We start from the raw sequence: 14651 nt of genomic DNA, 5'->3' as shown, positions 1-14651 counted from the left end.
ACCAGGAGGCGACCCCCGCGGCCGCTCCGGAGCCGCTGAGCCCGGAACCGCTGAGCCCGAAGCCGCTGAGCCGGCGTGAGGCGCGGAGCCGCGAGGCGGCGCTCGAGCAAGAGCGCGAGTCGGTCCGGCCCGTGAACGATGCGATTCAGCAGAAGCCGGACGCGGTTCGGCCGGGGCGTGACGCGGTCCAGCCGGAGGGTGTCGGGCTCGACTCCGTCGGTCCCGAGCGCGCGACCGGTGGCCGCCTCGACCTGGCCGGTCCGTGGCGGCGTGTGTCGCCGAAGTACGTGGCCGTCGAGGTCGTCTCGGCCGTCGTCTCCAGCGTGGTGCTCCTCGCCGTGCCGACCTTCCTTCTCCTGATCGGCGTCGACTGGGCGTGGATCCTCGTCGTCGCGGCGGCGATCCTCGCCGTCACGCTCCTGATCGTGGCGCCTCGACGCGCCCGCGCGTACGGCTACCGGCTGCGCGAGGACGACCTGCTCTTCCGCCGCGGCATCATGTTCCAGCGCTTCGTCTCGGTGCCCTACGGCCGCATGCAGCTGATCGACGTCAACCGCGGACCGCTCGCCCGCGCCCTCGGCCTGGCCGACCTGCGCTTCGTGACGGCCGCCGCGGCGACCGGTGTCAGCATCCCCGGGCTCGTCGACGGCGACGCCGAGGAGCTGCGCGATCGGCTCGTCGAACTGGCGGAGTCGCGCCGGGCCGGCCTGTGAGCGAGGCTCCTGCGGCCGTCCGCGGCATCGAGACCGACCTCGCCGACGGCGAGTGGCACCGCCTGCACCCCGCGACACCCGTGCTCAAGGGCGGGATCGGCCTGCTGGTGGTCCTCGGCATCCTGATCACCAACCTCCGCGAGCGCCTGCTCGAGCTCTTCCTCCCCGGCCCCGGCGATTACGAGAGCGGCGACCCGGTCGACGCCTTGATCGACCGCGGGCTGATCGGCTGGGCGCTGCTCGCCGTGGCGGCCGGTCTCGCCGTCGCCGTGTTCGCCTTCTGGCTGTCCTGGCGGATGCACACCTTCCGCATCACCGACGAGATCGTCGAGGTGCGCTCGGGGGTGCTGTTCCGCACCAACCGGCGCGCGCGGCTCGACCGCATCCAGGGCATCGCCGTGCAGCGCCCGCTCTTCGCCCGGCTCTTCGGCGCGGCCAAGCTCGAGGTGAGCGTCGCCGGGCAGGACGCGAACGTGCAGCTCTCCTACCTCGGCTCGCGGCTGGTCGACGCGCTGCGCCGCGACATCCTCCGGCTGGCCTCCGGGGTGCGCGAGCGGGAGGCGGTCGCGGGGGAGGCACCGGCCGGCGGCTTCCTCGCGCGCCGGATCGAGGAGTTCGGCGAGCAGCCGGAGGAGGCGCCGCCCGAGTCGGTCGTCTCGATCCCGCCGGGCCGGCTGCTCGGCTCGTTGGTGTTCAGCGGCTTCACCGTCTTCCTGATCGTGACGATCGTCGCCGTCGTCCTCACCTCCGTCTACGGCTCGCCCTACGTGCTGATCGCGATCCTGCCCGGCCTGATCGGCTCCGGCAGCTACTACATCCGCCAGTTCGTCCGCTCGCTGCGCTACTCGATCGCCGCGACGCCGGACGGCGTGCGGGTCGGCTACGGGGTGCTCTCGACCAGCAGCGACACCCTGCCGCCCGGCCGGATCCACGCGGTGGAGATCACCCAGCCGCTGCTCTGGCGGCCGTTCGGCTGGTGGCAGGTGAAGATCGACCGGGCCGGCCACGCGGCGTCGCGCGGTGCGAACGGCGAGCCGAACACCACGATCCTCCCGGTCGGCGACCTCGCCGCCGTCGAGCGCGTGCTCGCGCTGCTGCTGCCCGGCGACGACGAGGGCGCCGAGGCGACCCCGGTCGGCGACGCGCTGCGCCGCCGGGACGCTCCCGGCTTCACGAGCGCGCCCCGCTCGGCGATGCTCCTCCGGCCGTTCTCCTGGCGGCGCACCGGCTTCCGGCTGGCGGAGGACGTCGTGGTCCTGCGCAGCGGAGCCGTCTGGCGCCGCGTCACGGTCGTCCCGCTCGCGCGGATGCAGAGCGTCGGTGTGCAGCAGGGGCCGCTGCAGCGGATGCTCGGGCTGGCCTCGGCGCGCGTGCACACGGTCGCCGGCCCGGTCACGCCGCTGGTGCCGGTGATGAGCGTCAGCGACGGAATCGCCTTCTTCGAGAGCGTGGGCCGCGCCGGGACCGCCGCGGCCGAGCGCGACGCCAGCCACCACTGGGGGCGGCGCGCCGCCGCCGCTCCGACGCCCCGCGACGCGTGGGCCGCACCCGAGGGGGACCCGTATGCCTGACGCCCGCCGCGACGGACGCCTCGGCGTCGGGATCATCGGCGCCGGACCCGTCGGCCCGGTGCTCGGTGCCGCGCTCGCCAACGCCGGGCACGCCGTGGTCGGCGTCGCCACGACGAGCGACGCCGGTCGCGAGCGCGTGGACGCGCTGCTGCCGGGAGCGCCGGTGCTCGCGATCCCCGATCTCGTCGAGCGGAGCGAGCTGGTGATCATCGCCGTCCCCGGCGCCGAGATCGCGGCCCTCGTGGCGGGCCTCGCCGCGACCGGGGCCTGGCAGCCCGGGCAGCTCGTGCTGCACACCGCGGCGGAGCACGGCTTCGGCGTGCTCGCGCCCGCCCTGGCGTCGGGCGTCATCCCGCTCGCGGTGCACCCGGCGATGACGTTCACCGGCACCAGCCTCGACCTGGCGCGCCTCGCCGAGACCTACTTCGCCGTGACCGCGCCCGGCCCCGTGCTGCCGATCGCCCAGGCCCTGGTCGTCGAGATGGGCGGCGAGCCGGTGACCGTCGCGGAGGCGGACCGCCCCGCCTACGCCGAGGCCGTCTCCACCGCGACCACCTTCTCGACCGCCATCGTCGAGCAGGCTGCCGGCCTCCTCGCCGGCATCGGCGTCGACAAGCCCGGCTTCTTCCTCTCCAGCCTCGTCCGCTCCTCCGTCGACGACGCCCTCCGCCGCGCGGCCGGCTGACCCCGCCCTCCCGTGCCGGCGGATCTCGATACGCCCGCTGCGCGGGCTACTCGATCAGCAAGTGGGGCGCCCGCGGCGCGGGCCACTCGATCACCGGACTCCGCCTCGCCGGTAGGGTTCTCGGGTGATCAGCACCATCGAACGCATCGGCGAGCTCCGCGGGACCCTGCAGGAGGCGCGGCGCGGCGGGGCGCGGATCGCCCTCGTGCCGACCATGGGCGCGCTGCACGACGGGCACCTCGCGCTCGTCGACCGGGCGCGGGAGGTCGCGGACGTCGTCGTCGTCTCGATCTTCGTCAATCCGCTGCAGTTCGGCCCGAACGAGGACCTCGACCGCTACCCGCGCGACCTCGCGGCCGACGTCGCGCTGCTCGAGGAGCGCGGTGTCGCCCACGTCTTCGCGCCGAGCGTCGCCGAGATGTACCCGGACGGCCCCTCCTCCACCCGCGTCGTCGCCGGGAAGGTGGGCTCGCTCTACGAGGGCCGCTCGCGCCCCGGCCACTTCGACGGCATGCTGACCGTCGTCTCGAAGCTCCTGCACATCGTGCAGCCCGACGTCGCGATGTTCGGCCAGAAGGACGCGCAGCAGCTCTTCCTCGTCCGCCGGATGGTGCGCGACCTCGACCTGCCCGTCGCGATCGAGGGCGTGGCGACGGTCCGCGAGGAGGACGGCCTCGCGCTCTCCAGCCGCAACCGCTACCTCGACGCCCGCGAGCGCCGGGCCGCCCGGACGATCCCGCTGCTGCTCGAGGCCGCCGCCTCCGCCGCCGACCGCGGCATCGACGCCGTGATCGCCGCCGCGCAGTCCGCCTCGATGGGCGAGCCGCTGGTTAAGCTGGACTACCTCGTCGTCGCGAACCCGGCGACGCTCCTGCCGGTCGACGACGACCACCGCGGCCCGGCCCTCGTGCTCGTCGCCGCGGTCGTCGGCTCCACCCGGCTCCTCGACAACGGCCCGATCCTGCTCGCCTGATCGCGCCCGCCGCCTCCAACCGAAAGCACCCGCGTTCTGACATGGTCGACACTCCCGGCGCCCCCGTGCCCCCGTCCGAGCCCACGCCCGAGGAGGCCTCCGAGCAGAAGGCCGTCCGCCTGGCCAAGCGCGAGCGCCTGATCGAGCTGGCCGGCGACGACCTCGGCGGCGGCGCCTACCCGGTGTCCGTCGCGGTCACCGACACCATCGCGGCCGTCCGCGCGCGCCACGAGGGCATCGAGCCGGACGTCAAGACCGGCGAGCGAGTCGGCCTGGCCGGCCGCGTCGTCTTCCAGCGCAACACCGGCAAGCTCTGCTTCGCGACGCTGCAGGCCGGTGACGGCTCGCGGATTCAGGCGATGGTCTCGCTCGGCGACGTCGGCGAGGAGTCTCTGGCGAGCTGGAAGGAGCTCGTCGACCTGGGCGACCATCTCTTCGTCGCCGGCGAGGTGCTGTCCAGCAAGCGCGGCGAGCTCTCCGTCTGGGTGTCGGAGTGGAGCATCGCGGCCAAGGCGATCCTCCCGCTGCCGAACCTGCACAACGAGCTCGGCGACGAGACGCGGATGCGCCAGCGCTACCTCGACCTGATCGTGCGCCCGCAGGCCCGCGAGACCGTGATCGCCCGCTCGACCGTGAACGCGTCGCTCCGGAAGACCTTCGTCGACCACGGCTTCCTCGAGGTCGAGACCCCGATGCTCCAGGTGATGCACGGCGGCGCCTCGGCCCGCCCCTTCGCCACGCACTCGAACGCCTTCGACACCGAGCTCTACCTGCGCATCGCGCCCGAGCTCTACCTCAAGCGCGCCGTCGTCGGCGGCATCGAGCGCGTCTTCGAGATCAACCGCAACTTCCGCAACGAGGGCGCCGACTCGACGCACTCGCCCGAGTTCGCGATGCTCGAGGCTTACCAGGCCTACGGCGACTACTCGACCATCGCCGACCTCACTCAGGAGCTGATCCAGAACGCGGCGCTCGCCGTCGCCGGCTCGCACGTGGTCACCTGGGCCGACGGCACCGAGTACGACCTCGGCGGCGAGTGGGACCGCATCTCGATGTACGAGAGCCTCTCGCTGGCCGCCGGCATCGCGATCACCCCGCAGACCCCGCTGGTCGAGCTCGAGACGCTCGCCGCGCGCGAGGGCGTCGAGGTGCACGTGCCCACCCACGGCAAGTACGTCGAGGAGCTCTGGGAGCACTTCGTCAAGGGCGGTCTCGTCCGGCCCACCTTCGTGATGGACTTCCCCGTCGACACCTCGCCGCTGGTGCGCGCGCACCGCAGTGTCCCGGGCGTCGTCGAGAAGTGGGACCTCTACGTCCGCGGCTTCGAGCTCGCCACCGGCTACTCCGAGCTGATCGACCCGGTCGTCCAGCGCGAGCGCTTCGTCGAGCAGGCGCTCCAGGCCGCGGCCGGCGACGACGAGGCGATGCGCCTCGACGAGGACTTCCTCCGCGCGCTCGAGCACGGCATGCCCCCGACCGGCGGCATGGGCATGGGCATCGACCGGCTGCTGATGGCCGTCACCGGTCTCGGGATCCGCGAGACCATCCTCTTCCCGCTGGTCAAGTAGGTTCGAGGCGTGGTCAGGGCATCCAGCATCGTCGCGACGGTCGTCGCCGGCGTCCTCACCCTCGCGCAGTTCGGCGTGGGCGCGGCGGTCGCCGGCTCGGTGCTCGTCGACTCCGCCGATGTCGGCCGTGCGCTGGCGGATCAGCGGGCGGCGGAGTCGTTCACCCCCGACGGCACGATCACCGGTTTCGCGGACCGCACCGCGATGTCCACCCGCGGCCGCGCCCTCTACTACGCCTCGAACCCCTCGGTCGAGCCGACGGCCGGCTTCAACGCGCTCTGCGGCTACGGCGCCTCGGACGAGATCGTGCTCGGCTGCTACACCGGCAGCGACATCTACATCTCCGACGTCGAGAACCCCGACCTCGACGGGATCCGCGACGTGACCGCCGCGCACGAGATGCTGCACGCCGCGTGGGTCCGGATGGACGCCGCCGAGCAGGCCGAGGTCGGCGCGCAGCTCGAGGCGGCCTACGCCGCCCTGCCGCAGGACGGCCCGATCGCCGAGCGCCTGGAGCTCTACCGCACCGGTGGCCTCGGTGAGCGCGTCAACGAGCTGCACTCGATCCTCGGCACCGAGGTCGCCGACCTGCCGCCCGCGCTCGAGGCGCACTACGCCGAGTACTTCGCCGACCGCTCGATCGTGGTCGGCCTGAACGCCCAGTACGAGGCGGTCTTCACCGACCTCGAGGACCGCATCACCGAGCTGGTCGCCCGCATCGACGCGATGTACGCGGACCTCACCGCGCGCATCGACGCCAACAACGCCGAGTACGACGCGCTGAACGCCGAGATCGACTCCTTCAACGTCCGGGCGGACAGCGGCGACTTCGCCTCGGACGCCGCCTTCGACGCCGAGCGGGCCGACCTGCTCGCGCGGGGCGAGGCGATCGACGCCACCCGGGCCGCGATCGACGCGGACATCGCGGTCTACGACGGCCTGCGCACCGAGCTCGAGGGGCTGAACGCCGACGCGTCGGCCCTCAACCGGTCGATCGAGAGCAGCTGAGCCGCGCCGGGCGGCCGGGGGAGCGATCCGGCCGGCCCCGTTCGCTGAGCGGCCGCTCCGGGCCCGCTCCCGGCCGGGCCCGGTAGGATCGCCCCCATGGACTGGGAGCTGTGGAATCAAGGACTGTGGGCACTCGTGCCGACCGTCACCGTCGGCCTCCTCTTCTGGTTCATCATGCGCGCGCTGATCCGCTCGGACCGCAACGAGCGCCGCGCCTACGACCGCATCGAGGCGCAGGAGCGGGCCCGCCGAGGTCTGCCCCCGCGCGACGCGGCGTAGAGCCCGGCGTGAACACTCCCGACTGGTCGCTGGTCCTCGCGGTCGGCGCGATCGTCGTGGAGCTCGTCGTCCGCGTGATCGCGGTCATCGTCGTCCCGCGCAACCGCCGCCCGACCACCGGCCTCGCCTGGCTGATGGCGATCTTCCTGATCCCCTACGTCGGCATCCTGCTCTTCCTCTTCATCGGCAGCTACCGGCTCCCGCGCAAGCGCCGGCGCAAGCAGGAGGAGATCAACCGCTTCATCCTGGAGTCGACCGAGGGCATCGACCGGGTCGCCCGCGACCACCCCTGGCCGCTCTGGCTCGAATCCGTCGTCACCCTCAACCGCAACCTCGGCGCGATGCCCCTCGTCGGCGGCAACGACGCCCGCCTGCAGGGCGGCTACGAGCAGACCATCCGCGCGATGGCCGACGAGATCGACCGCGCCCGCCGCTACGTGCACTGCGAGTTCTACATCCTCGCCGCCGACGCGACGACGGCCCCGTTCTTCGACGCGCTCGACCGCGCCGTCGCCCGCGGCGTGACGGTGCGGATCCTGCTGGACCACATCGCGTCGATCCGCGTCCCCGGCTACTACACCGGGACGCACCGCCGCCTGAGGGCGCTGGAGCGGGCCGGCGCGCGCTGGTCGTACATGCTCCCGGTGCGCCCGTGGCTCGGCCAGTACCAGCGCCCGGACCTCCGCAACCACCGCAAGCTGCTGATCGTGGACGGCAACGCGGCGTTCATGGGCTCGCAGAACGTCGTCGACTCCAGCTACAACAAGCGCGGCAACATCCGCCGCGGCCTGCACTGGCACGACCTGATGGTGCGCCTCGAGGGCCCGGTGGTGCAGGGCATCAACGCCATCTTCATCACCGACTGGTACAGCGAGACGGACGAGCTGCTCCTGCGCGAGTCCGAGCCGATGGAGGCGCTGCAGCAGCGCGACACCATCGACTGCCAGGTGGTGCCGAGCGGTCCGGGCTTCGACGGCGAGAACAACCTCCGGCTCTTCCTCGCGCTGCTCTACTCGGCCCAGAAGTCGATCATCATCACGAGCCCCTACTTCGTCCCCGACGAGGCGATGCTCTACGCGATCACGACCGCGACCCGCCGCGGGGTGCACGTCGAGCTCTTCGTCTCCGAGATCGGCGACCAGGCCGTCGTCTACCACGCTCAGCGCTCCTACTACGAGACGCTGCTCACCGCGGGCGTGCGGATCTGGATGTACCGGAAGCCCACCATCCTGCACGCGAAGCACTTCACCATCGACGACGACGTCGCCGTGATCGGCTCGAGCAACATGGACATGCGCTCCTTCACGCTCAACCTGGAGGTGTCGCTGATGGTGCGCGGCGCCGACTTCGTCGAGGACCTGCGCGAGGTGCAGCAGGACTACCGGGAGCACTCCCGCGAGCTGACGCTGCGCGAGTGGCGCCAGCAGCCGCTGCGCTCGACGATCCTCGACAATCTGGCGCGGCTCACCTCGGCCCTCCAATAGGGGTCGATCGAGCTTCGCTCAGGAATGGCGAGACTCTCTCACTTCTTGTTACGCTCCGAAGGCGAACGTTCCTCGACGTCCGCTCCTCTTCGATCGGAGTCGCCCTCGTGATCCCTCGTCCCTCACATCTGAATCCGCTCTGCGTCCCGCTGAGCGCCGGAGCGCGCGCCGTGCGGCTCCGGGGCTCAGCGGGCGCCTCGGCGCTGCGCCGCACGGTCGACGTCTCCGTCCCGGCGTCGGCCGGCTTCCGGATGGACCTCGCCATCGCCGCGACCGAGCGCGTCCGCGTGATCCACGTCGTCTCGACGGCGTTCGCCGTCCGCTGGCCCGGAACGAGCGCGGTCGACGGGTCCTCGGTCTTCATTCTGCCGATGGACGGCGTCCTCGTCGTCGACACGACGTCCGGCCTGCTCGAGGTCGAGGAGGGCGGGCTCGCCCTCTCCTCGGAGGATCCGGTCGTCGTCCGCACCTCGCGCCCGGCCCGCTTCCTCGTGCTCTGCGCCGACAACGGCGTCTCGGAGCGCCGCCGCACCGACCCGGTCCGGCTCATCCCCGCCACCTCGACGACGGCCACCGCGCGGACGATGCTGCGGGCGTTCCTCGCCGAGCTCGACCCCGAGAACCCGGTGCAGGCCGAGTACCTCGAGGGCACCGTCCTGCGCCTCGCCCGGCTGCTCGGCTCGGAGCGGGAGGAGGGCTCGCGCGAGCGCCTCGGTCTGCACGACATGGTCGAGGCCGCCCTGCAGGTGATCCAGGCCGACTACAGTGACCCGACGCTCGACCCGAGCACGGTGGCGCGGCGCTGCCGGGTCAGCCTGCGGACGCTCCAGCGCGCGGTGGCCGACGAGCGCGGCTCGACCCTGCGCCGGCTCATCTCCGACGTCCGCACCGAGAACGCCCTGCGTCTGGTCGGCACGCCGGAGTCGAGCATCCTCCCGCTCAGCGACATCGCCCGCCGCTCCGGCTTCTCGTCGCCGGAGCGGCTGCGGCGCGCGATCGCGACCGAGACGGGGCTGTCCCCGAGCGAGTACCGGCGCCGTCTGAACGGGGAGGACCTCGCCGCGGGCTGAGCCGGCCCTCGGCCGCTGTGCCGCCCGTCCTCGCCCACCCTCGTCGCTTGCGGGTGACGGCGACTCGCGCAAGGCCCTGTGCTGTCCGAGGCGCCCGGCGTAGCGTCGGATCGTCCTCAGCACGGTGGGCCGTCGGTCCTCCCGGGCCGGCACTCTAGAAGGGAACGTCATGGCGGCGAGCAGAACGACGCGCATCCTCATCCTCGGCGGCGGCTACGTCGGCCTCTACACGGCCTGGGGCCTCGAGAAGCTCCGCGGAGCGACGCCGATCGACGTCACCGTCGTCGAGCCGAACCCCTACATGACCTACCAGCCGCTCCTCCCCGAGGTGGCCGGCGGGCACGTCCAGCCGAGCCACGTCACGGTCCCGCTGGTGCAGGCGCTGAAGCGCACCCGGATCGTCCGCGGCGCGATCACCGGCGTCAGCCTGGCCGAGCGCTCGGCCACCGTCGCGGCGATGGACGGCACCAGCCGCACGCTGCCCTTCGACCACGTCGTCTTCGCGCTCGGCGCGGTGACCCGCACCTTCCCGACGCCCGGTCTCGCCGAGCACGCCATCGGCTTCAAGACGGTCGAGGAGGCGGCGCACCTGCGCGACCGCGTCATCGAGAACATCGCGAGGGCCGCGCTGACCACCGATCCGACCGAGCGCCGGCGCCTGCTCACCTTCGTCTTCGTCGGCGGCGGCTACACCGGGGTCGAGGCGCTCAGCGAGCTGCTCGACCTCAGCCGCCGCACCCTCGCCGCGCAGCCGTCGCTCTCGATGGGCGACGTCACCTGGCACCTCGTCGAGGCGCTCGACCGGGTCGCGCCCGAGGTCGGCCCGGAGCTCTCGGTCTGGACGCTCGACCACCTCCGCGAGCGCGGCGTGCACGTGCACCTGAAGACGACGATGCCCTCCTGCGAGGACGGCGTGGTCGAGCTCTCCAGCGGCGAGCGGATCCCCGCCGCGACGATCGTCTGGACCGCGGGCGTGAAGCCCAACCCGATCCTCGACGCGACCGATGCGCCGCGCGGGCCGAAGGGCCACGTGATGGCCGACGCGCGCCTCCGGGTGATCACCGAGGACGGCGAGCCCGTCGGCTCGGCCTGGGCGGCCGGCGACGGCGCGCAGGTGCCCGACCTGACCGCCGCGAAGCAGCCCGCGTACTACCCGCCGAACGCCCAGAACGCCGTCCGTCAGGCCAAGCTGCTGGCGCGCAACATCATCGCCGACATCACCGGCGGCCCGGTCGAGGAGTACCGCCACGTGTCCGTCGGCACGGTCGCCGAGTACGGGATCGGCAAGGGCGCGGGCCTCATCAAGGGCGTGAAGCTGCGCGGGCTGCCCGCCTGGCTCGCGCACCGGGCGTACCACGGGGCGGCCATGCCGACCTTCGACCGCAAGTGGCGCATCATCGCCGGCTGGGTCGTCGACGCGGTCTCGCGCCGCGACCTGTCGCCGATGAGCGCGCTGCAGGATCCGCGCCGCGCGTTCCGCGAGACCGCCGAGGCGACCGACCGCGAGGCCGCGGAGAAGCGCGCGGCGAAGGAGAAGGAGAAGGCGGCCGAGGCCTCCTGACCCGGACCTCCTGACCCGGCGCCGGTGCGCTCAGGCGCGTCGGCGCGGCTTCAGCCGGACGGTCGGCAGGGTCGGCGCCGGCAGTGCCCGGCCGGGGTAGTCCGCGACCGTGCCGAACGGCCCGTCGGCGTCGCCGCCCGCGATGACGTCGCTCTGCCAGCGCTCGCGCGCGGCCGCGACATCGTCGTGGCTGCGGCCGACGAAGTTCCACCACATCACCAGCTGGTCGGGGAAGGGCTCGCCGCCGATCAGGACGACCCGGGCGCCCTCGTCCCCGGCCGTCAGCACCAGCACGTCGCGGCCCGGCGCGAGATAGGCGAGGTCGGAGCGGGGGACGTCGACGCCGTCCACCTCGAGCGGGCCCGCGTCGACCAGCACGCCGTGCTCCCACGCCGCCTCGAGCGGGATCTCGACGCGGGCGCCCGGCTCGAGGTCGAGCTGAGCGGCGACGAGCGGGGTGAACACGCTCGCGGGCACGGAGGCGCCGAGCAGCTCGCCGACGAAGACCTGCGCCGTCGCACCGGGCAGCTCCACCCGGACGCCGCGGTGGTGCTCGAAGAACGGCTCGCCCAGGCGCGCCTCCTCGGGCAGCGCGACCCAGAGCTGCACACCGTGCAGGACGGGCTCGGCGCCGGTGGAGACCTCCGAGTGCGAGATGCCGCGCCCGGCGGTCATCAGGTTGAGCTCGCCCGGGCGCACCAGCTGGTGGCTCCCGACGCTGTCGCGGTGGTCGATCTCGCCCTCGAAGAGCCAGCTGACCGTCTGCAGCCCGGTGTGCGGGTGCGGCGGGACGTCCATTCCCGCCTCCTCGCCGAGGCGCACCGGACCGTAGTGGTCCGCGAAGCACCAGGCGCCGATCGTGGAGCGCGAGCGCTGGGGGAGCGTGCGGCGCACCTCGATCGCGCGGGGACCGCCGAGCGGCACCAGGCGCGCCTCGAGGATCTCGACCGCAGGGGCCTCGACGACGGGAGCCTCGACGGCGGTGCTGCGGGCGGAGGGCACCGGGTGCTCCTCCGGGTGCTTCTCGAGGTCGCTCATCCCCGAAGTGTATGCCTCTGCATGGATTTTCGGCGGCCGCTCACGGAACGCTGCATGCGGGCTCCGCCAGGTCCGGGTCCACCGGGGCGGCGGCGGCGGGCGCCCCGCGGGGAGCGTCCGCCGGCGGCACCTCGATCGTCGCGGCGTCCTCCTCGCCGGTCCCGGCGATCGCCTCGGCGACGGTCCGGTGGACCAGATCGATGTCGGGCTGCTCGGGCAGGGTCAGCGGCAGGCCGAGCTCGACGCGCAGGAGGGGGTGCTCGCGGGCCGAGACGGCGAGCCGGGCGAGGGCAGGCAGCGACTCGGCCGGGAGACTCGTCGAGACGTTCTCGCCGCCGGCCCGGGCGATCGCCTGGAAGCGGGTCAGCACCGTCAGCGGGTCGGCCTGGCGGAACAGCGCGGCCTGGAGGCAGCCCTGCCGCTCGGACCGGTCGGCGTCGGAGGTGTTCACCCGTGACCGGGCGAACCAGAGCGCCTCGCTGCCGTCGAGGTGCTGGAGTCCCGCCTCGATCGGCGGACCGTACTCGACGGGTCGCCCGCTGCCGTCGTCGGGCACGCCCGCCTGGAGGACCGGGCGGCCGACCACGACCGAGACGCCGCCCAGCGCGTCGATGAGCTCGACGAAGCCGGTCATCCGGATCGACACCGTCGCCTGCACGGGCAGCCCCGTGTAGCCGCTGACCGCCTCCCGCACGGCGTCCGCGCCCGGGTCCGCGCTGCCGGGGTAGAGCTCCGGGTGCTCGAGCCCGTACTGGTAGGTGTGGTTCACGCCGCAGCCGGCCAGGCAGCGGGTCCCCTCGGGCAGGGCCGCCGCCAGCGCCGAGCCGGGCGGGTAGAGGAAGTTGGCGGCGGTGCGCGGGACGCCGAGCAGCACGCTGCGCCCCGTCACGGCGTCGACGCTGACGACGGTGAGGGAGTCGGGCAGGAGGACCTGGTCGCGCAGGGGGTCGTCGTCGAGGCCCATCAGCAGGATCGTGTAGCGGCCGTCGACGGGCTCCAGGCCGCGACCCGAGGCCGAGACCGCCGTCAGCAGGCGGTGCTGCGCGGCGACGGTCGAGACCCACCACGTCGTCGCCCCGAGGGGCGCGAGCACGGCCAGCACGGTGACGAGCGCGAGGGCCGCCCGCGGCACCGCGGTGCGCCGGGCGAGCAGGGCGGCGGCGATCGGGCCGGAGATCCAGAACAGGCCGATCAGCGCGCCGACCGCGCCGAGCAGCAGCAGGACGTGGGTGTCGGTCGCGGCCCCGACGAGTGCTGCCGGATCGGAGACCGCGGTCCAGGCGCCGAGGGCGATGCCCAGCACGACGAGCACGGCGAGGCCGGCGCGGACGGCGGCCGCTCGCGGGCGGCCGAGCATCCGGTGCCCGAGTCCGGGGAGCACGGAGGAGGCGAGCACCGCCAGCAGCGCTCGCCTCGTCGTGCCGGGAGCGGGCGGGCGGCTGCGCTCGCCGTCCGCTCCCGGGTGGTGCGTCAGGCTCTCGCGCGGCGACGGCGCGCCACGACGAGTCCGCCGAGGCCTGCGGCGAGCAGGCCGCTCGCCAGCAGGGCGATCGAGCCGGCCTCGACGCCGGTCTCCGCCAGGTGCGCGCCGGGCTTCGCGCCCGGCTTCGATCCGCTGTTCGAGACCGGGGCCACGGCCACCGGCGTCGGAGTCGCGGTCGGGGTCGCCGTCGGCTCGGCCTCGGGAGCGGCGGCGCCGCCGTCGAGCGTCGCGGCCGACAGCACGCGGCCGTAGCCGTCCAGCAGCGCGACCGTGTGCGGGTCGGTGGTGTACTCGGCGCCGATCGTGGTGGTCACCGAGCCGCCGGCGATCGTCGAGGTGCCGATGGTGGTCGGCTCCGAGTAGACGACCGTGCTGGTGGACTGGCCGTCCAGGTCGCCGGGCGCCGCCCAGTACAGCTCGGAGAAGGTGAGGTCGAACGCCTCGTCGACCGTGTAGCTCGACGGCTCGACGGTCGCGAGCGTGAGCGGGGTGCCGTACGTCTGCAGGTCGGCCAGCGCGGGCGCCACAACCGTCGGGACGGCCCCGTCGACGACGGCGGTGCCGGCCTCGGGATCGACGTCGTACTCGATCTCGCCGCCGCGGTAGATGGCCGCCGTCGCGTCGGGCTCCGGCAGCTCGAGGCCCGGCTGCGCGGCACTCGGGCTGAAGAAGTAGAGGTTCGTCGGTCCGGCGAAGTTGACGACCCGGGCGGTGCCCTCGGCGTCGAGCGACGCCTTGCGGATGTTCCAGACCCCTCCGCCCTCGTAGCCCTCGACGGTGCGCGGGATCTGCGACTGCACGAACACGTCGTAGCCGGCGTACTCGGGACCTGCGTCGACGGTGATCCCGCCTCCGTTGTACTCGAAGATCTCCTCGCCCTCGATCTCGGCGGCCGAGGCGGGCGTCGCCGCCAGCAGCGCGAGGCCGAGTGCGGCGGCGGTGGCGGCGACGGCGCCGCGGGCGAAGGGTGGTGCGAGTCGTGTCATGTGGTGCTGGTCCCCCAGGTGATCGAGGCTCTCGGTGGTGAGTGCGCTGAGTCACGATCCCGCACGGGAGACCCCGTCGCATCCGCCGGGAGGCGGACGTGTCGCGGGGCGTCGGTGCCGCCGTACGGCCGCTCTCGGGCACCCGTCTCACGCCCAGGGCGAACAGGGGGTCCGACCGGGGGGAGCGCTGGTTACAGTCGAGCTATCGGAGCCCACCCCTGCGGGTTCTGTA

Annotated in this window: 13 protein-coding genes; 10 read left to right on the top strand and 3 right to left on the bottom strand. The window is 73.4% G+C overall.

Annotated features, from left to right (window positions below; all coding sequences use genetic code 11):
- Positions 1–251 precede the first annotated feature (251 nt).
- The 10 genes from EDF22_RS21485 to EDF22_RS14415 all read left to right on the top strand — a co-directional run bounded on the left by EDF22_RS21485 (position 252) and on the right by EDF22_RS14415 (position 10912).
- Positions 252–713, top strand: a complete 462-nt coding sequence (locus EDF22_RS21485; RefSeq protein WP_127888575.1) for a PH domain-containing protein — start codon at positions 252–254, stop codon at positions 711–713.
- Positions 710–2284, top strand: coding sequence for a PH domain-containing protein (locus EDF22_RS14455; protein ID WP_123705525.1), 1575 nt, complete (start codon positions 710–712; stop codon positions 2282–2284). The genes EDF22_RS21485 and EDF22_RS14455 overlap by 4 nt, the downstream gene beginning before the upstream one ends.
- Positions 2277–2969, top strand: coding sequence for a Rossmann-like and DUF2520 domain-containing protein (locus tag EDF22_RS14450; protein ID WP_123705524.1), 693 nt, complete (start codon positions 2277–2279; stop codon positions 2967–2969). The genes EDF22_RS14455 and EDF22_RS14450 overlap by 8 nt, the downstream gene beginning before the upstream one ends.
- Positions 2970–3093: 124 nt before the next feature.
- Entirely contained in the window at positions 3094–3942 is an 849-nt protein-coding gene (panC, locus tag EDF22_RS14445; RefSeq protein WP_123705523.1) for a pantoate--beta-alanine ligase, read from the top strand.
- Positions 3943–3983: 41 nt separating this feature from the next.
- On the top strand, positions 3984–5510 hold the full coding sequence (lysS, locus tag EDF22_RS14440) for a lysine--tRNA ligase (RefSeq protein ID WP_123705522.1): 1527 nt from the start codon (positions 3984–3986) through the stop codon (positions 5508–5510).
- A gap of 9 nt (positions 5511–5519) precedes the next feature.
- Positions 5520–6518 (top strand): hypothetical protein, encoded by a 999-nt coding sequence (locus EDF22_RS14435; protein ID WP_123705521.1) that lies wholly within the window; start codon positions 5520–5522, stop codon positions 6516–6518.
- A 96-nt stretch (positions 6519–6614) separates the two neighbouring features.
- Positions 6615–6797: a hypothetical protein gene (locus EDF22_RS14430; RefSeq protein WP_123705520.1), complete on the top strand. Its 183-nt coding sequence runs from the start codon at positions 6615–6617 to the stop codon at positions 6795–6797.
- 8 nt (positions 6798–6805) lie between these two features.
- Positions 6806–8281: a cardiolipin synthase gene (gene cls / locus EDF22_RS14425; protein ID WP_123705519.1), complete on the top strand. Its 1476-nt coding sequence runs from the start codon at positions 6806–6808 to the stop codon at positions 8279–8281.
- A gap of 107 nt (positions 8282–8388) precedes the next feature.
- Positions 8389–9351, top strand: coding sequence for an AraC family transcriptional regulator (locus EDF22_RS14420; protein WP_148059201.1), 963 nt, complete (start codon positions 8389–8391; stop codon positions 9349–9351).
- A 169-nt stretch (positions 9352–9520) separates the two neighbouring features.
- Entirely contained in the window at positions 9521–10912 is a 1392-nt protein-coding gene (locus EDF22_RS14415; protein WP_123705517.1) for an NAD(P)/FAD-dependent oxidoreductase, read from the top strand.
- Positions 10913–10942: 30 nt separating this feature from the next.
- On the opposite strand, the gene EDF22_RS14410 is transcribed toward EDF22_RS14415, so the two are convergent.
- The 3 genes from EDF22_RS14410 to EDF22_RS14400 form a co-directional block, all read right to left on the bottom strand.
- Entirely contained in the window at positions 10943–11950 is a 1008-nt protein-coding gene (locus tag EDF22_RS14410) for a pirin family protein (RefSeq protein WP_123705516.1), read from the bottom strand.
- Positions 11951–11990: 40 nt separating this feature from the next.
- Positions 11991–13346, bottom strand: coding sequence for an LCP family protein (locus EDF22_RS14405; protein ID WP_123705515.1), 1356 nt, complete (start codon positions 13344–13346; stop codon positions 11991–11993).
- A 74-nt stretch (positions 13347–13420) separates the two neighbouring features.
- The gene (locus EDF22_RS14400; RefSeq protein ID WP_123705514.1) at positions 13421–14419 is read right to left on the bottom strand and encodes an LPXTG cell wall anchor domain-containing protein; all 999 of its coding nucleotides are present in this window, start codon (positions 14417–14419) and stop codon (positions 13421–13423) included.
- Positions 14420–14651 lie beyond the last annotated feature (232 nt).

This window comes from Rathayibacter sp. PhB127 (genome assembly GCF_003751665.1).
In the GTDB taxonomy this organism is placed as follows: Bacteria; Actinomycetota; Actinomycetes; order Actinomycetales; family Microbacteriaceae; genus Rathayibacter; species Rathayibacter festucae.
The sequence above is the reverse complement of the archived record's forward strand: the minus strand, read 5'-3'. Positions and strand labels throughout refer to the sequence as shown.

Coding starts and splice junctions, on each gene's coding strand:
- lysS (WP_123705522.1), top strand. CDS start 3,984: ATGGTCGACACTCCCGGCGCCCCCGTGCCCCCGTCCGAGCCCACGCCC.
- EDF22_RS14430 (WP_123705520.1), top strand. CDS start 6,615: ATGGACTGGGAGCTGTGGAATCAAGGACTGTGGGCACTCGTGCCGACC.
- EDF22_RS14450 (WP_123705524.1), top strand. CDS start 2,277: ATGCCTGACGCCCGCCGCGACGGACGCCTCGGCGTCGGGATCATCGGC.
- EDF22_RS14415 (WP_123705517.1), top strand. CDS start 9,521: ATGGCGGCGAGCAGAACGACGCGCATCCTCATCCTCGGCGGCGGCTAC.
- EDF22_RS14400 (WP_123705514.1), bottom strand. CDS start 14,419: ATGACACGACTCGCACCACCCTTCGCCCGCGGCGCCGTCGCCGCCACC.
- EDF22_RS14410 (WP_123705516.1), bottom strand. CDS start 11,950: ATGAGCGACCTCGAGAAGCACCCGGAGGAGCACCCGGTGCCCTCCGCC.